The 18,392-nt window shown below is 68.2% G+C and carries 7 protein-coding genes; all 7 read left to right on the top strand.

What is annotated here, in order from left to right; genetic code table 11:
- The first annotated feature begins 256 nt into the window (after positions 1 to 256).
- The 7 genes from vanH to ACZ6YV_RS41170 all read left to right on the top strand — a co-directional run bounded on the left by vanH (position 257) and on the right by ACZ6YV_RS41170 (position 17,864).
- Positions 257 to 1,288, top strand: coding sequence for a VanH-AOV family D-lactate dehydrogenase (vanH, locus tag ACZ6YV_RS41140; protein WP_465514816.1), 1,032 nt, complete (start codon positions 257 to 259; stop codon positions 1,286 to 1,288).
- A gap of 1 nt (position 1,289) precedes the next feature.
- The gene (vanA, locus tag ACZ6YV_RS41145) at positions 1,290 to 2,333 is read left to right on the top strand and encodes a D-alanine--(R)-lactate ligase (RefSeq protein WP_465514817.1); all 1,044 of its coding nucleotides are present in this window, start codon (positions 1,290 to 1,292) and stop codon (positions 2,331 to 2,333) included.
- Positions 2,330 to 2,938: a D-Ala-D-Ala dipeptidase VanX gene (vanX, locus tag ACZ6YV_RS41150; protein WP_465514818.1), complete on the top strand. Its 609-nt coding sequence runs from the start codon at positions 2,330 to 2,332 to the stop codon at positions 2,936 to 2,938. Before vanA ends, vanX begins: the two co-directional genes overlap by 4 nt.
- 1,141 nt (positions 2,939 to 4,079) lie before the next feature.
- Positions 4,080 to 5,045 (top strand): streptomycin biosynthesis protein, encoded by a 966-nt coding sequence (locus ACZ6YV_RS41155; protein WP_465514819.1) that lies wholly within the window; start codon positions 4,080 to 4,082, stop codon positions 5,043 to 5,045.
- 440 nt (positions 5,046 to 5,485) lie between these two features.
- Positions 5,486 to 6,349, top strand: coding sequence for a prephenate dehydrogenase (locus ACZ6YV_RS41160; protein WP_465514820.1), 864 nt, complete (start codon positions 5,486 to 5,488; stop codon positions 6,347 to 6,349).
- Positions 6,350 to 6,510: 161 nt separating this feature from the next.
- On the top strand, positions 6,511 to 8,463 hold the full coding sequence (locus ACZ6YV_RS41165) for an ABC transporter ATP-binding protein (RefSeq protein WP_465514821.1): 1,953 nt from the start codon (positions 6,511 to 6,513) through the stop codon (positions 8,461 to 8,463).
- A gap of 2 nt (positions 8,464 to 8,465) precedes the next feature.
- Complete coding sequence (locus tag ACZ6YV_RS41170; RefSeq protein ID WP_465514822.1) at positions 8,466 to 17,864, top strand: amino acid adenylation domain-containing protein; 9,399 nt, start codon at positions 8,466 to 8,468, stop codon at positions 17,862 to 17,864.
- Positions 17,865 to 18,392 lie beyond the last annotated feature (528 nt).

The following is an 18,392-nucleotide window of genomic DNA, read 5'->3' on the forward strand; positions in this document are numbered from 1 at the left end:
GTGGAGGAGTATCGGTACCGCTATGGCTTTGTGGCATCCGTCACGGGACGGTTTCGTCACTCGGTCCTGGCGGGCAAGATCTACCGCAAGGCGACCGTGACGCAGGTGAGCGAGGACGATTCGACCCCTCCGAGCAGAGGGTTCGTCCTGGCTGTTCAACGCGGCGCGCACTCGGTGCTACCGGTTGGTAACATATTGTCGGGGCATCGAAAACCCCATAAGAGACGGCAAAACCGCGCTGCCTACAATGTCGGGCATGACCTACAGCGAACCAGCGCGATCAGCTGCCCCCCGCACCGGATCGCTGGCGTCCGCGTCCCCCTCGGCCGTCTTGACCAGGGGAATCACGATTTATGGATGCGGACAGGACGAGGCCGCCTTGTTTCGGGAGATGGCGCCTCGTTTCGGCATAATGCCGACCATCGCGGAGGCGCCGGTATCCGAGGCCAATATCGAACTGGTTTCGGGAAACCGTTGTATCAGTGTCGGTCATAAGACCCCGATCACGAACTCCATTCTTTCCGCGCTCGCCAAGGCAGGTGTGGAATACATCTCCACGCGGAGCATAGGCTTCAACCACATCGATGTGACCTACGCCGAGAGCGTCGGTATCACCGTCGGTAACGTCGCCTACTCGCCCGACAGCGTCGCCGACTTCACGCTGATGCTGATGCTGATGGCCGTGCGCGACGCCAAGTCCATCATCCGCCGGACGGAAGTCCACGACTACCGGCTGAACGAGGTCCGCGGGAAAGAACTGCGCGATCTGACCGTCGGCGTGGTCGGAACCGGGCGGATCGGTGTCGCGGTCCTGGACAGGCTGCGCGGTTTCGGTTGCCGGGTGCTGGCCTACGACACGCTGCTCACCGCCCCCGCCGATTACGTCTCTCTCGACGAATTGCTGCGGGAGAGCGACATCGTGACGCTCCACGTGCCGCTCAACACCGATACCTACCATCTGCTCGATCAGCGGGCCATCGAGAAGATGAAGCACGGCGCGTACATCATCAACACCGGACGTGGTCCGCTTATCGAGACCGAGGCCCTCATTTCGGCCCTGGAAAGCGGCAAGCTGGGCGGAGTGGGGCTGGATGTCCTCGAAGGAGAGGAAGGGATCTTCTACGCCGACTGCAGGAACAAGACGATCGAGAGCAAGACATTGCTGCGGTTGGAGAAACTGTCGAACGTTCTCATCAGTCCGCATACCGCCTACTACACTGACCACGCGCTGAGTGACACTGTTGAAAACTCCATCATCAATTGTCTCAAATTCGAAAGCGGGAAGTAGCATGGATAGGTTGAAAATCGGAATTCTGTTCGGCGGGCTTTCCGAAGAACATCCTATCTCCATCAAGTCTGCGCAAGAGGTCTCGAAGAGCCTCGACCTCGAGAAGTACGAGCCGTTCTACATCGGGATCACGCAGAGCGGTTCCTGGATGCTGTGCGACGGCCCCTCCGCAGACTGGGAGCAGACCGCGAACCCCCGTCCGGCCATCGTGTCGCCGGACCGCGGCGTGCACGGGCTCCTCGTCCTGGACGAGGGCAAGTACGAGACGATCGCCCTCGACGTCGTGCTGCCGGTCCTGCACGGCAAGCTCGGCGAAGACGGCGCGATGCAGGGCTTGCTGGAGATCTCCGGCATCCCCTACATCGGCTGCGACGTCCAGAGCTCGGCCATGTGCATGGACAAGTCCCTCACCTACGCCGTCCTCCGCAGCGCGGGCATCGCGACCCCGGAGTTCTGGATCGTCACGGCGGACAGCGACGTCGACGCCGACCAGTTCACCTACCCCGTCTTCGTGAAGCCGGCCCGTTCGGGTTCGTCCTTCGGCGTCAGCAAGGTCTCTTCGAAGGAAGAGCTGCCCGCCGCCCTGGCGGAGGCGCGTCAGTACGACGGCAAGGTCCTGATCGAAGGGGCCGTCGTCGGCAGCGAGATCGGCTGCTCGGTAATGGGCAACGACGAGGACCTGCTGACGGGCGAGGTGGACCGGGTCGCGCTGACCCACGGGTTCTTCAAGATCCACCAGGAAGAGAGCCCCGAGACCGGTTCCGAGAACTCGAGCTTCATCGTTCCCGCGGACATCCCGGAGGAGGCGAGCACGCTCGTCAAGGAGACCGCGAAGGTCATCTACCGCACGCTGGGCTGCCGGGGACTCGCGCGGGTCGACCTGTTCCTCAAGGAAGACGGGACCGTCGTCCTCAACGAGGTCAACACCCTGCCGGGGCTCACCTCGTACAGCCGCTACCCGCGGATGATGGCCGCCGCCGGCATCTCGCTCGGTGAAGTGGTCGACAGGCTCGTGACGCTGACCTTGGCGGGTCGTAACGGATGAAGGATGATTTCGTCTTCGTGGACGAGGTCGTCTCCGGCATCCGCTGGGACGCCAAGTACGCCACCTGGGACAACTTCACCGGCAAACCGGTGGACGGCTACCTGGTGAACCGCGTCGCCGGCACGCGTGCGTTCTGCGCGGCGTTGGAGAAGGCACGGGACAAGGCCGAGTCGCTCGGCTTCGGCCTCCTTCTCTGGGACGTTTACCGCCCGCAGCGCGCCGTGGACCGTTTCGTGCGCTGGGCGGAGGAGCCCGAAGACGGCCGGAAGAAGGCCAGGCACTACCCGAACATCGATCGCCCCCAGATGTTCGAACAGGGCTATGTCGCCACCAAGTCGGGTCACAGCCGGGGCAGCACGGTGGACCTGACGCTCTTCCATCTGGACACCGGTGAACTCGCCGACATGGGTGGCGACCACGACGTGATGGACGTCGTCTCCCATCACGGCGCGGCGGGTGTCACGGAAGAACAGGAAAAGAACCGCAAACACCTCTGTTCCGTCATGGAGGACAGCGGCTTCAGCTCGTACGAGTGCGAGTGGTGGCACTACAGCTTGAAGGACGAACCGTATCCGGACACCTATTTCGACTTTCCGATCGGCTGATCGGAAAGAAGGAGACCGGTGTCCGCCCGGTCGGTGATGTCGATGCCGCGGGTGCCCTGAGTGGCACTCGCGGCATCGCCGTCTTCTGACAAAGTCTGTCTTCCTCACTCGACCGGGGTAGCCCGAACCGTGGGTATATCCGGAAATCTTCCTCCCGATCGACCGGTGTGCGCCCGTCTCCGGGTGAAGAAGCGGAGAACACCAGGTTCCCGCCGGCTGCCGCGACGTGGACGGTTCAGGGTCGCCTTAACCCTCGCACTCCCCACTTTGCTCCCGGCGCTCGTCCCTCCCCGGTATCGCATAGGGGGAAGAACCGTGCGATAGCGGACCAACCGTTGAGAGCGCCGACTCGACCGTTCGTGTGAATAAGTGTCGAAGATCGGAACGGGGCGACCGGGTGCCGTGATCATCCCACGTTTGAAATCAAGTCCCGCGAATGGACTAACGGACCCCGTGGACGGCTCGGTCACCATGTCCGTGACCTGCGCAGGCGGTAGTGCGCTACTTACCGTCGGCGATCGAGTCAATACCGAAGTTGAAGTTTCGAATATTGATCTTGGGCACCCGCTTCGCTGCGGAATTACCCTGTTCGTCAATTGCCGACAACGATTTGCCGTGCCATGCTTCAGTGGTGTGCAACCCGCTGGGGTTGACCGGGTGCGCACTTACTGGGGACTCGAGGGGGGGCGACGGTGTCTCGCGATGCAGTCATAGATTCCGGCCGGTGAGCCACTGATCCGAACCGGTGTCGAGAACACCAGATCGAAACTTCCGAGATCTCGCTCCGTGGTGGGTTCCGGCTTCTTCGGGCTGAACGGGTGTAGGCCCTTGCCGGACCGAAGCCGCTGAGCGAATGTCTTGGGGAGAGCTTCAGCCGGGCGAGAGAAGGATTTCCTTCCGCCTCGGTGGTTCGTCGGAACACACGCCGCCACCCGGTCAGCTGGGAGACCGTGGAGGCGGCCCGCGCACGCGGGCTCGCCGGTGGCGTTTTCAGTAGTCCTCACCGTCGAGGACGCCCGCCGCGCGGCGGAGATCCGCGCCGGCCGGGATCGTGGTGTCCAACCACCGAAGCCAAGCAGTTGGACGGTGGGTTCCGCAGCCATGTCAAAAAATGACGAACAACAGATTCAGTGGGGGCTAGGTGGATCCGACGAGAGTTGACCTGTCCGCTCTCCCGGTCGTCGAAATCGAGCTGTCGCGGCTGTCGTCCGTGTGCTCGCCGCGAACTTCGGGCGAGGATCCGGACCACGTCGAGACATTGCTGTCCACAGAATGGGAGCTTCCGCCCATTCTCGTGCACAGACCGACGATGCGGGTGGTCGATGGCCTGCACAGGCTCAAGGCGGCGCAAGTCAGAGGCGACACGAAGATTCAGGCAAGATTCATCGACGGCAGCGAATCCGATGCCTTCGTCCTGGCCGTGGAAGCGAACATCCGGCACGGCCTGCCGCTCACCTTGGCGGATCGCAAACGAGCGGCCGTCCAGATCGTCGGAACGCATCCACAGTGGTCCGACAGGCGGGTGGCCTCGGCGACGGGGATCTCCGCGGGCACGGTGGCGGATCTTCGCAAACGTGGTGGGGACAGCGGGAACGAGGCCAGGATCGGCCGGGACGGGCGCATCCGGCCCGTCGACAGCTCGGAACGGCGGAAGCTCGCCGCCGACCTCATCCGCAGTGATCCCGGTCTTTCGCTCCGGCAGGTCGCCAAGCAGGTCGGCATCTCCCCGGAGACGGTCCGGGACGTGCGCGGCAGGCTGGAGCGCGGCGAGAGCCCGACCCCGGACGGGACCAGGAGACTGAGGGCCAAGCCGGATCCGATGAACCTGACGGAATCCGACCTTGGCCACACCATGGACCGGGAACGGCTCACCGTGCTGGAGCGGCTCAAGGCCGACCCGGCGCTGCGGCTGAGCGAGGTCGGCCGGATCCTGCTGCGGATGCTTGCCATGCATTCCCTGGACGGGAACGAATGGGAAAGGATCCTGCACGGTGTCCCGCCGCATCTGTACGGCGTGGTCGCCGGATTCGCCAGGGAACACGCCAGGGTCTGGGCGGGGTTCGCGGATCACCTGGAGCACCGGGCGACCGATCTGGCCGCGCGATGACCCCGGAAGGCGTCGGGTAGGCGAAGAACGCAAGACCGGCTTTCGCCGGTGATCGGGGCGAAGGGGATCTTCCCGCGCGACATGCGGTGAAGGTCCCCTTCGCCCCGTCTTTCTCTTGGTGAGGGTTAAGGCAAAGGTGCGGTTGAGGTGTCCCCAATGCCACCTTGGAGACATTCCGGGGTCGGTGGGCTCGGTGTCGTGAAGGCCGCTTTGAAGACGGTCAACGTCCTGAAGGGCCCCTTCAGGACAGTGACGTAGCGCGGGTCTGGGGCGCCGGAACCCAGCGGGAGGTGACGCGAAGGGAACCTTCCCCGCATGCGATGCGATGAAAGTCCCCATCACCAGCCCGACACGTTTGCCTTACCCCTCAATAACTCACAAGACTTACTGCCAAAGCCCTGCGGCTCGACATCCCCCGGAGCACGGCCTAAGAAGGAGGAGTGACCATCGAGAGTGCGCTTGTCGACGGCACCGGACTGATCGGCACCTCGGCCGCGTTGGCCCTTCGAGAGAAGGGCGTGACGGTCTACCTCTCCGACATCGACGCGCAGGCCGTCCGGCTGGCGCGGAAGCTCGGCGCGGGGCGGGAATGGACCGGCGAGGAAGCCGACGTCGCGGTGATCGCCGTACCGCCGCACCTCGTCGGGGAACGGCTGGCCGAGCTGCAGAAACTAGGTGCCGCAAGGACTTACACCGACGTCGCCAGCGTCAAGGTCGAGCCGATCGCCGACGCGGAGCGGCTCGGCTGCGACCTGACCTCCTATGTGCCGGGACATCCGCTCGCCGGCAGGGAACGGTCCGGCCCGGCCGCCGCCCGCGCCGAGCTGTTCCAGGGCCGTCCCTGGGCGCTCTGCCCCGGTCTCCGTACCGACGCGGAGGCCTTGAGACGGACGCGGGAGCTGGTGACGCTGTGCGGGGCGACGGCCGTCACCGTCGGCGCGGCCGAGCACGACTCGGCGGTGGCGCTGGTGTCACACGCCCCGCATCTGGTGGCGTCGGCGATGGCGGCGAGCCTGCAGGGCGGCGACGACGTCGCGCTGGGCCTGGCGGGGCAGGGGCTGCGCGACGTGACGCGCATCGCCGCCGGGGATCCCTTGCTGTGGCAGCGGATTCTTGCCGGGAACGCCGTGGCCGTGGCCGGGGTGCTCGACCGGATCGCGGCCGACCTCGCTGCGGCGGCTTCGGCGTTGCGGTCCGGCGATCCGGCAGGGGTGACGGATCTGCTGTGGCGTGGCGTCGCGGGTCACGGCCGGATCCCCGGTACCCGCGGCGGCCGAGAACCGGCAGGTTCCACAGGACGCTAGGTGAAACGACGGTTTCCCGGTGGGGCGTCGGCTTCCGCCCTGCGGCAAGGCCTTCACGAACGCGTCCAAGTGCCGAAAGTGCTCGCTTGGACCACTCGTGGACATCGACTCGATTCAGCACGATTGAGATCGCCGACTTGGCGTGTGAGAGAGGTGACCGAATGGACGTGGTGTTGCGGTTCGGGGGGGTGGACAAGAGCGATGACGATCCCGATCCCTGGGTCACCAAGGTCCACAAGGGAACGGTGCGCCGGGTGCTCACCTACTTCCGCCCGCATATCGGCAAGGTGGCGCTCTTCGTTCTCGTCGCCGCACTGGAGGCGCTGATCGTCGTCGCGACTCCGTTGCTGCTGAAGGAACTCATCGACGAAGGCATCGTCAAGAACGACGTCGGGGTCGTGGTCCTGATGGCCTGCATCACCGCCGGGCTCGCCTTCGTGGCCGCGGCGCTGGCGCTGGTGTCCGGCTACATCTCCGGGAAGATCGGCGAGGGGATCACCTACGACCTCCGGGTGCAGGCGCTCGAACACGTCCGGCGGCTGCCGATCGCGTTCTTCACCCGCACCCAGACCGGGATCCTGGTCGGCAGGCTGCACTCGGAACTGATCATGGCGCAGCAGCATTTCACCGGGTTGCTGATGGCCGCCACCGGCGTGGTCATGGTCGTGGTGGTGCTGGCCGAGCTGATCTACCTTTCGTGGCTCGTCGCCGTCATCACGCTGGTGCTGATCCCGATCTTCCTGGTGCCCTGGATCCGCGTCGGCCGGGTGATCCAGAAGCGCAGCGTGGCGCAGATGGACGCGAACACCGGCCTCGGCGGGCTTCTCCAGGAGCGGTTCAACGTCCAGGGGGCGATGCTCTCCAAGCTCTTCGGCCGCCCGGCCGAGGAGATGGCCGAGTTCAAGGAGCGGTCCGGCAAGATCCGCGAAATCGGCGTGAGCCTTTCCGTCTGGGGCCGGACCGCGTTCGTCATGATGGCGCTGATGGCCTCGCTCGCCACGGCACTCGTCTACGGGATCGGTGGCGGGCTCGTGCTTGCCGGGGCGTTCCAGCTCGGCACGCTGGTCGCCATCGCCACCCTGCTCTCGCGGCTGTTCGGGCCGATCACCCAGCTGTCCGGGATGCAGGAGCTCGCGCAGACCGTCGTGGTGAGCTTCTCCCGGGTCTTCGAGCTGCTCGACCTGAAGCCGCTGATCCAGGAACGCCCCGACGCCGTCGAGCTCGAAAAGAACAAGGCACCGGACATCGAGTTCGAGAACGTCCGGTTCCGCTATCCCACCGCGGACGAGGTTTCGCTGGCGTCGCTGGAGCACCTGCGGACAGAGCGGGAGCGCGGCGAAGTGTCGCCGGACGTCCTGCGCGACGTGAGCTTCCACGTGCGGGCCGGCACCCTCACCGCGCTCGTCGGCCCGTCCGGCGCGGGGAAGTCCACCATCACCCACCTGGTCTCCCGGCTGTACGACCCGAACTCCGGGACCGTTCGCGTCGGCGGGCACGACCTGCGGGATCTCACCTTCGATTCGCTCCGCGACACGGTGGGCGTGGTCAGCCAGGACGCCTACCTCTTCCACGACACGATCCGGGAGAACCTGCTCTACGCCCGCCCGACCGCCACCGAGGAAGAGCTGGTCGAGGCGTGCAAGGGGGCCCAGATCTGGGACCTGATCGAGTCTCTCCCGCTCGGGTTGGACACGGTCTCGGGTGATCGCGGCTACCGCATGTCTGGCGGGGAGAAGCAGCGGCTGGCCATCGCCAGGCTGCTGCTGAAGGCGCCCTCGATCGTCGTACTCGACGAAGCCACCGCTCATCTGGACTCCGAATCGGAGGCCGCCGTCCAGCGGGCGCTCAAGACCGCGCTGCGCGACCGGACCTCGATGGTGATCGCCCACCGGTTGTCCACGATCCGCGAGGCCGACCAGATCCTCGTGATCGACGGCGGCGGGGTCCGGGAGAGCGGGACACACGACGAGCTGCTGGCGGCGGGTGGTCTCTACGCCGAGCTTTACCGCACGCAGTTCGCCAACCCGGACCGCGACGCGCCCAAGCCGGAGCTCGAAGAAGCCGAAGTGGAAGAGCCCGAACCGGCGATCCAATACATGGGTTTCGGAGGTTGACGATGAATTCCGCAGCGCGGACCACTCGGACGGTGCTGGAGCTGTTCGCGTCGCACGTGGACCGGACACCCGACGCGGTGGCCGTGGTCGACGGTGACCGGGTTCTGACGTACCGGCAGCTCGATGAGGACGCGGGCAGGCTGGCCGGGCGGCTGGCCTGCCGGGGCATCCGCCGCGGCGACCGGGTCGCGGTGATGATGGGCCGTTCCGCGGATCTGGTGGTGGCGCTGCTTTCCGTGTGGAAGGCGGGGGCGACGTACGTTCCGGTGGACGCCGCCTACCCCGCGCCGCGCGTGGAATTCATGGTGACGGATTCGGCGGCCGCGCTGACGGTGTGCTCGGCCGCCACGCGGGCCGCCGTCCCGGCGGGGACGGCGTCGCTCGAAGCGGACGCCGTCACGGACGAGGACGCGGGCGACGTGCCCGCCGACGCGGTGCGCCCGGAGGACCTGGCGTTCGTGATGTACACGTCCGGCTCGACGGGCACGCCGAAGGGCGTGGCGATTTCGCAGCGCAGCGTCGCGGAACTGGTGCGGGATCCCGGTTGGGCGATGGAGCCCGGCGAAGCGATCCTCATGCATTCGCCGCACGCCTTCGACGCGTCCCTGTTCGAGGTCTGGACGCCGCTGGCGTCCGGCGCGCGGGTGGTGATCGCCGAGCCGGGTGCGGTCGATGCCCGGCGCCTGCGGGAAGCAGCCGCGGCCGGGGTGACGAGGGCGTACCTGACCGCGGGGAGTTTCCGTGCGGTGGCTGAGGAATCGCCGGAATCGTTCGCCGCCTTCCGCGAAGTGCTGACCGGCGGTGACGTGGTGCCCGTGCACGCGGTGGAGCGGGTGCGGGAAGCCTGCCCCCGAGCGCGGGTACGGCATATGTACGGCCCGACGGAAGCGACGATGTGCGGGACCTGGCATCTGCTGGAGCCGGGTGACGTCCTGGGTTCGGTCCTGCCGATCGGACGTCCGTTGTCGGGTCGCGGGGTCCGGGTGCTCGACGAGTCGCTGCGGCCGGTGAAGCCGGGTGTGGTCGGCGACCTGTACCTCTCCGGCAGTCTGGCCGAGGGCTACTTCGACCGCGCCGGGCTGACGGCGGAGCGGTTCGTGGCGGATCCGGCCGAACCGGGGCAGCGGATGTACTGGACCGGGGACCTCGCCCAGTGGACCGCCGACGGTGAGCTGCTGTTCGCGGGCCGGGCCGACGATCAGGTCAAGGTCCGAGGGTTCCGGATCGAACCCGGCGAGATCGAGGCCGCGCTGATCGCCCAGCCGGACGTCCAGGACGCCGTGGTGGCGGCGATCGACGGACGGCTGGTCGGCTATGTGGTGGCCGAGCACGTGGATCCCGCTCTCGTCCGCGAACGCCTCCGGGCGGTTCTGCCGGAGTACCTGGTTCCGGCTGTCGTGCTGACGTTGGACGCGTTGCCGCTGACCGGCAACGGCAAGGTGGACAGGGCGGCGCTGCCCGCGCCCGAGTTCGCGGCGAGCGCCACGGGCCGTGAACCCGGCACCGAGGCCGAGCGTGTCCTTTGTGGACTGTTCGCCGAGGTGCTCCGGCTCGACAGGGCCGGTGTCGACGACGGTTTCTTCGAACTGGGCGGGGATTCGATCCTCGCGATGCGCCTGGCGGCACGCGCGGCCAAGGCGGGCTTGCTGGTGACGCCCGCCCAGATCTTCGAGGAGACGACTCCCGCCCGGCTCGCGGCCGTGGCGAGCGACCTCCCGGCCGACACGTCCGACAGGCCTGACAACGGTCCTTTGCTCACCCTGACCGAAGCGGAAGAGGCGGAGCTGGCGATCGCCGCTCCGGGCGCCGACGAGATCTGGCCGCTGTCCCCGCTGCAGGAGGGGTTGCTCTTCGAAGCGATCCTCGACGACCAGGGTCCCGACATCTACCAGGTGCAGGTGATCCTGGAGCTGAACGGGCCACTGGACGAGACCAGGCTGCGGGCCGCGTGGGAAGCGATCGTCCGGCGGCACGCCGAACTCCGGCTGACCTTCCACCGGCTCGAGTCGGGCAAGACGGTGCAGGCCGTCCACGGTGACGTCACCCTGCCCTGGCAGACGGAGGATCTGACCGGCGCCGAAGACGTCGACGCGGCCTTCGAGGCCCTTGCCGTCCGGGAACAGGCGAAGCGGTTCGACCTCGCCGCGGCGCCGCTGGTCCGGCTGGTGCTGGTCCGGGTCGGTGAGGACCGGCATCGGCTGCTGGTCGTCATCCACCACATCCTGGTCGACGGCTGGTCGGTCGCTGTCCTGCTCAACGAGGCTTTCGAGGCGTACACGTCGGACGGCCCGTTGCCGGGACTCCGGGGCGGCGCCTCCTATCGCGACTACCTGGCCTGGCTGGACCGGCAGGACAAGGACGCGGCACGCGAGGCCTGGCGGGCGGAACTTTCCGACCTCGACGAGCCCGCGCTGATCGCGTCGGCGGCCCCCGCGACGGACTACGACTACCGCGTCACCCACCTGTCGCCGGAGCTGCACACCCGGCTGCTGGAGTTCACCCGCGAGCGCGGGCTGACGCCGAGCACGGTGGTGCACGCCGCCTGGGCGATGGTGCTGGCGCGGCTCACGCGGCGGACCGATGTGGTGTTCGGCACCATGGTCGCGACCCGGCCCGCGGAACTGGCGGGCATCGAGTCGATGCCGGGCCTCCTGATGAGCGCGATGCCGGTCCGGGTGACCTTGGACGGCGGGCAAGCGGTCGCGGACATGCTCACCGACCTGCACGGCCGTCAGATGGCCCTCATGCCGCATCAGCATCTGGGGCTGCCGGAGATCCAGAAGGCGGCCGGACCCGGCGCGACCTTCGACACGCTGCTGGTGGTCGAGAACTACCCGCGTGAGTACGCCGGCCAGTACACGTACCTGCGCACGATCGAGGGCACGCACTATCCGCTGACCCTCGGCATCACCCCGGGGGACCGGTTCAAGATCCAGCTCGGCTACTGGCGGGGACAGGTCCCCGAGGCCGTCGCCGACTCGCTGCTGGACTGGTTCGTCGGCGCCATCGGCGCGGTGGTCGCGGATCCGGCGGCCCCGGTGGGGCGGATCGGCGTGGGCACGGCCGAGGTGCGCGAGTGGGCCCCGCCCTTGGTGGCTGGGGAACCGCTGCCGACGCTGGTGGGACAGGTGGCGGCGCGGCGGCCGGACGGCGTGGCGCTGGTGGACAGCGCCGGCGAGCTGTCCTACGCGGAGCTGTGGGAACGGTCGCTGAAGTTCGCGGCCGTGTTGCGCGCCCAAGGAGTCGGGTACGAATCCCGGGTCGGCCTCGTGGTCGGCCGGTCGTCCTGGTGGACGGTGGGCATGCTGGGCGTCATGCTCGCGGGCGGCACCTTCGTGCCGGTGGACCCGGCGTATCCGGACGAGCGCAAGGAAACGATCTTCCGGAGCGCGGATCCGACGCTGGTGGTGTGCGCGGGAGCGACGCGAGGAGCGGTGCCCGCGGAGTTCGCGGACCGGCTGCTGGTGATCGACGAGGTCGAGCTGCCGGCGAGTCCGGAAGCCGAGCTGCCGCAGGTGGATCCGCGCAGTGCGGCGTACGTGATCTACACGTCGGGGTCGACGGGTACTCCGAAGGGAGTCGTCGTCACCCACACCGGGCTGGGGAACCTGGCGCTGGCGCATATCGACCGGTTCGGGGTGACCCCGGCGTCGCGGGTCCTGCAGTTCGCGGCGCTCGGCTTCGACACCATCGTGTCCGAGGTGATGATGGCGCTGCTTTCGGGAGCGACGCTCGTGGTGCCGCCGGAGCAGGAACTGCCGCCGCGGATGGCGATGTCCGAAACGCTGGAACGGTGGGCCATCACGCAGGTGAAGGCTCCGCCGTCGGTGCTGGCCACCGTCGACGTGTTCCCCGACCGGGTGCAGACCGTGGTCGCGGCGGGGGAACTCTGCCCGCCCGGCCTGGTGGACCGGTTGTCCGGCGAGCGGCGGATGATCAACGCCTACGGGCCGACCGAGACCACGATCTGCGCGACGATGAGCATGCCGTTGTCGCCGGGGCAGCAGCCGATCCCGTTCGGCGGGCCTGTCCCGGGAGTGCGCGGTTACCTGTTGGACTCGTTCCTGCGTCCGCTGCCGCCCGGTGTCACCGGTGAGCTGTATCTGGCCGGGATCGGCGTGGCCCGCGGCTATCTGGGCCGTCCGGCGCTGACGGCCGAGCGGTTCATCGCCGACCCGTTCGCCCCCGGCGAGCGGATGTACCGGACCGGGGACCTGGCGTACTGGACCGACGAGGGCGAACTGGTGTCCGCCGGCCGGGCCGACGACCAGGTCAAGATCCGCGGCTTCCGGGTCGAACCGCGCGAGATCGAATTCGCCTTGTCCGCCTACCCGCGGATCACCCAGGCCACGGTGACCGTTCGCGAAGAGCGCCTGCTCGCCTACGTGACGCCGGGCGACATCGACACGCAGGCGGTGCGGACGCATCTCGCGTCGCGCATGCCCCAGTACATGGTGCCCGCGGCGGTGGTGGCACTGGACGTCCTGCCGCTGACGGCGCACGGGAAGATCGACCGGCGCGCGCTGCCCGATCCCGATTTCGCCACCGGCGCGCCCACCAGGGAGCCCGCCACCGAGACCGAGCGGACCATGTGCGACCTGTTCGCCGGCGTGCTCGGCTTGGCACAGGTCGGGGTGGACGACAGTTTCTTCGATCTGGGCGGGGATTCCATTCTTTCCATGCAACTGGCGGCACGGGCGCGGCGTTCGGGACTGACGTTCACCGCGGCGGACGTCTTCGACGGCAAGACCCCGGAGCGGATCGCGCAGCTGGCGGAGGTTTCCGCGCCGCCGGAACAAGGTCGTGCCCCGCAGACCGATGGCGTGGGCGAGGTCGCCTGGACACCGGTGACGCGGCTGCTGGGTGACGGCGTCGCGGGGCCGGGTTTCGCGCAGTGGATGGTCGTGGGAGCGCCTTCGGATCTGACGGAGAAGGCGTTGCTGGCCGGGTTCTCGGCCGTGGTGGAGACGCACGACATGCTGCGGGCGCGGGTGATCGACGGTCGCTTGGTGGTGGGCGAGCGCGGGTCGGTGAACGTGGCCGGGCTGGTCACGCGCGTCAGGCTCGACGGTCGTTCGCCCGACGAGGCTGTGGAGGACGCGGCGCGAGACGCCGTGAGCCGGTTGGACCCGTCGGCGGGGGTGATGGCGCAGGCTGTGTGGCTCGACGCCGGACCGGATCAGCCGGGGCGGTTGCTGGTGGTGGCGCACCACCTGTCGGTCGACGGGGTGTCGTGGCGGGTTCTGCTCTTGGATCTCCAGGTGGCCTGCGAGGCGGCCGCCGCGGGACGGAAGCCGGTGCTGGAACCGGTGGGCGTGTCGTTCAGGCGGTGGGCTGGACTGCTGAAGGAGTGGGCGGTCTCCCCGGAGCGGGTCGGCGAGCTGGCGGCGTGGAAGGCGATCCTCGGGCAAGAGGATCAGCCGGCCGGCAAGGCTTCGGAAGGCGAGGTTCGCTCGCGGTCGTGGGTGGTGCCCAAGGCGTCGGCGTTGGTCGGGCGGGTTCCGGTGGCGTTCCACTGCGGGGTTAACGAGGTCCTGCTCGCGGGGCTGGCCGGAGCGGTGACGCGCCGGCGCGGCGGGGACGCGGTGCTGGTGGACGTCGAAAGCCATGGTCGGCACCCGGTCGGCGGCACGGATCTGTCCCGGACGGTGGGCTGGTTCACCAGCGCGCATCCGGTGCGGCTGGCCGTGGCGGGGACCGATCTGGCGGACGCGCTCGCCGGTGGCCCGGCGGCCGGGCGATTGCTGAAGCTGGTCAAGGAGCAGTCGCGGGCCGTGCCCGGCGACGGGCTCGGCTACGGCCTGCTGCGGTACCTCAACGACGTGACGGGCCCGGTGCTGGCGGACTTGCCGTCGCCGCGGATCGGGTTCAACTACATGGGCAGGTTCGCCGCCGGTGAGAAGAGCGGTGTGCGAGCTTGGCAGCCTGTCGGCGACATCGGCAGTTCGCTGGAAGCCGGGATGGGCCTGCCGCACGCGCTCGAAGCCAACGCGATCGTCCAGGATCTTCCTGATGGTCCCGAATTGACGCTCATGCTGGAGTGGCAGGACGGTGTGCTGGACGAGGCCGAGGTCGAGCAGCTGGGCCAAGGATGGCTCGACATGCTGTCCGGGCTGGCCCGTCAGGCGGACGATCCCGCCGCGGGCGGGCACACCGTGTCCGACTTCGCCCTCGTCGACCTGGAGCAGGCCGAGATCGAGGCCCTCGAGGCCGAATACGCCGACGCCGGTGGGGTGGCCGACGTGCTGCCGCTTTCGCCGCTGCAGCACGGGCTCGCCTTCCACGCCGGCTATGGCGGTGACGGCGTCGACGTCTACACCGCGCAGGCTGTGCTGGAGCTGACCGGTCCGCTGGACCTCGGGCAGCTGCGGAAGTCTGTGCGCGGGCTTGTGGACCGGCACGCGAACCTGCGCGCCGGATTCCGGTACGCCGCCGCCGGGACCGCCTATCAGGTGATCCCCGGCGCCGTCGAAGTGCCAGTGTCCTTTGTGGACGTCTCGGGTTCGGCGGATCCGGAGGACGAGGCGGCGGCGGTGGCCGCGGCAGACCGGGCACGGCCGTTCGACCTGGCCAAGCCCCCGCTGCTGCGGTTCACGGTGGTGGCCTTGGGTCCCGACAGCCACCGGCTGGTGCTGACCAACCACCACATCCTGCTCGACGGCTGGTCGACGCCGCTGCTGGTGGACGAACTGCTCACGCTGTACCGCGACGGAGCGCCGGCGCCGGTCAACCCGTATCGGGAGTACCTGGCCTGGGTGCGCGAAACCGATCGGGACGCGACGATCTCCGCGTGGCGCGAAACCCTGTCGGGTTTGCCGGAGCCGACCCTGGTCGCGGCGGACCGGGAGGTTCCGGTCCAGGTGCCCGGGCAGATGTGGGCCGAACGGGACGAGGTGTTCGCCGACGCGTTGGCGGCGCGGGCCCGCGAGTGCGGGGTCACGGTCAGCACGATGCTGCAGGCGGTGTGGGGCCTCGTGCTGGCGGCGATCACGGGACGCGACGACGTGGTGTTCGGGGCGGTGGTGTCCGGGCGCCCGGCCGAACTGCCCGGGATCGAGACCATGGTGGGGCTGTTCATCAACACCGTCCCGGTCCGGGTCCGGATGCGGCCGGGGCACACCTTCGCCGAGCTGGTGCGGGAGGTCCAGGACGAGCAGATCGCGTTGCTGGCCCATCACCACGTCGGGCTCGCCGACATCCAGCAGACCGCCGGGCTCGGCAAACTGTTCGACACCCTCGTCGTCTACGAGAACTACCCCAAACCGGCCGGGACCGCCGAGGCGGACCAGGATCGGTTGCGGGTACAGGGAATGACCGCCGCCGACGCCACTCATTATCCCTTGGCACTGGCTGTCGTCCCGGGCGACATCCTGCGGCTGCGGCTGGAGCACCAGCCAGCGCTGTTCACCACCGAGCAGGCCGCCGCCGTGCTGGCCCGGTTCACGCGGGTGCTCGAAGCCGTCGTCGCCGATCCCCGGACACCGCTCGCGGTGGTGCCGATCCTGTCCGGCGCCGAACAGCGAGAGCTGGAGGCGCGCAACGACACCGCGGTGCCGGTGCCGGACCGGACGCTGCCGGAATCGTTCGCAGCGCAGGTCGCCGCCACCCCGGAAGCGACCGCGGTGATCTCCGAAGACCTGTCGCTGTCCTACGCCGAACTCGACGCCCGCGCCAACCAGTTGGCGCGCCTGCTCATCGAGCGGGGCGCCGGGCCCGAAAGCCTGGTCGCGGTGATGCTGCCGAGGTCGCCGGAACTGGTCGTCACGGTGCTGGCGATCACCAAGACCGGCGGTGCCTGGCTGCCGATCGACCCGGTGTATCCGGCCGATCGCGTCGCCTACATCCTCGACGACGCCGCCCCGGCGCTCGTGATCACCACCGCCGCGCTGACGGCGTCGCCCGCCGGTGCGGTGGTGATCGACGATCCCGAGACGGTGGGCGACCTGGCGGGCCGCGACAGCGCGCCTGTCACCGACGCCGACCGCAGTCGACCGCTGGATCCGCGTCATCCGGCGTACCTCATCTACACCTCGGGTTCCACCGGTCGCCCCAAGGCCGTCGTCGTCACCCATCGGAACCTGGCGAACTACCTGTTCCACTGTGGACGGAAGTATCCAGGACTGCGGGGACGATCGCTGCTGCATTCGTCGATCGCCTTCGACCTGACGGTCACCGCGATGCTCACGCCGTTCACCGTCGGGGGAGCGGTTCAGGTCGGCGCGCTGGAAGACCTGATCGGCACGGTGGAAAGCGCTCCGGCGCTGTTCCTCAAGGCCACGCCGAGCCACCTGAAGACGCTGGACACCGGGTCTCGGGAAAGCGCCGTTCCGGGCGATCTGCTGCTCGGCGGAGAACAACTGTCCGTCGACACGATCGTGCAGTGGCGCCGGACGTACCCGAACACCGTCGTGGTCAACGAATACGGGCCGACCGAGGTGACCGTCGGGTGTGTCGAATACCGGCTCGAACCCGGGCAGGCGCCGCCGTCCGGCGACGTGGTGCCGATCGGCACTCCGATGACGAACCTCCGGGCGTTCGTGCTGGACTCGTGGCTGCGGCCGGTGCCGCCGGGTGCGGTGGGCGAGCTGTACGTGTCCGGCGAGGGTGTCGCGCGGGGCTACCTGGGACGGCAGGGATTGACCGCGACGCGGTTCGTGGCCGATCCATCCGGCTCCGGTGATCGGATGTACCGGACCGGGGACCTGGTGCGCTGGAACCCCGACGGGGAACTGGTGTTCGCCGGTCGCGTCGACGACCAGGTGAAGGTGCGGGGATTCCGCATCGAGCCCGGTGAGATCGAGGCGGCGCTGGTGGCGCACGAGTCGGTGGGGCAGGCCGTGGTGCTGGCCCGCGACAGCGCGTCCGGCAAACGGCTCATCGGCTACGTGACCGTCGCCGGGGAGTCCGCAGTGGACGTTGCTGTGATCCGCGAGGCCGTCGCGGCCCGGCTTCCGGAGTACATGGTGCCCGCGGCGGTGGTGGTGCTCGACGCGCTTCCGTTGACGGCCAACGGGAAAGTGGACCGGGACGCGCTCCCGGATCCCGACTTCAACGAACGCGTATCGGGCCGGGAACCGGTCACGGAAGCCGAGCGGCTGCTGTGCGCGCTCTTCGCCGAAGTGCTCGGCCTGGAGCGGGCCGGCGCGGACGACAGTTTCTTCGAACTGGGCGGGGACTCGATCCTTTCGATGCAACTGGCGGCGCGGGCCCACCGCGCGGGAATGGCCTTCGGGGCGCGCGAGGTGTTCGAGCAGAGGACGCCCGCGGGGATCGCGGCGGTCGTGGAACGGGGCGCGGGTTCGCCTGCCGCTGTGGAGCATGTCTCGTCGGATGTCGCGCTTCTTGAGCTTGATCAGGACGAGATCGATGAGTTCGAGGCTGAGTTCGAGAGCGGCCGGTAGTGGGGGGTGCGGTGGGGTTTGGTCGGGTTGGTCGTGAGTGGTGAGTGTCGTTCTAACGACAGTTACCACTCACGACCAACTGGACGCGGCTGGGACCTGGGTTGGTTGCTTCCCTGCTGGGGCTTTTCCCGGCTGGGTTGTTAGTCGCAGGGTTTGAGGGGCGCGACCTTGATCGACGGAGGATTGGGGACGTTGAGTGTTCCGGATCTTCCGTTGATCAAGGTCTGGGATGGGGTGGTCTTGCGACGGTGAAGGAATTGGGACGTTCAACGTCCCAATTCCTTCACCGTCGATTCGGGTACTGGCCGGGAGCGTCGCGAAAGCCACTTTCGGGACATCAGGCGTCGCGAAAGTGGCTTTCGCGACATCGGTTTCGGACCGCGGGCGAGCGAGTGGCTTTCGCGACACCTGCTGGCGGTGCCGCGTCGAGTGAGTCGCCGGTGCGGCGGCAAAGATGGGGAGCAAGGCGATGTGTCGCGAAACGTGGGTCGGGTGGGTGTCGCGAAAGCCACTTTCGGGACATCAGAT

This window comes from Amycolatopsis sp. NPDC102522 (assembly GCF_055584485.1).

Excerpts from the sequence above, each read along its gene's own strand:
- vanH (WP_465514816.1), top strand. The coding sequence starts at position 257 with ATGACCTACAGCGAACCAGCGCGATCAGCTGCCCCCCGCACCGGATCG.
- vanA (WP_465514817.1), top strand. The coding sequence starts at position 1,290 with ATGGATAGGTTGAAAATCGGAATTCTGTTCGGCGGGCTTTCCGAAGAA.
- vanX (WP_465514818.1), top strand. The coding sequence starts at position 2,330 with ATGAAGGATGATTTCGTCTTCGTGGACGAGGTCGTCTCCGGCATCCGC.
- ACZ6YV_RS41165 (WP_465514821.1), top strand. The coding sequence starts at position 6,511 with ATGGACGTGGTGTTGCGGTTCGGGGGGGTGGACAAGAGCGATGACGAT.
- ACZ6YV_RS41170 (WP_465514822.1), top strand. The coding sequence starts at position 8,466 with ATGAATTCCGCAGCGCGGACCACTCGGACGGTGCTGGAGCTGTTCGCG.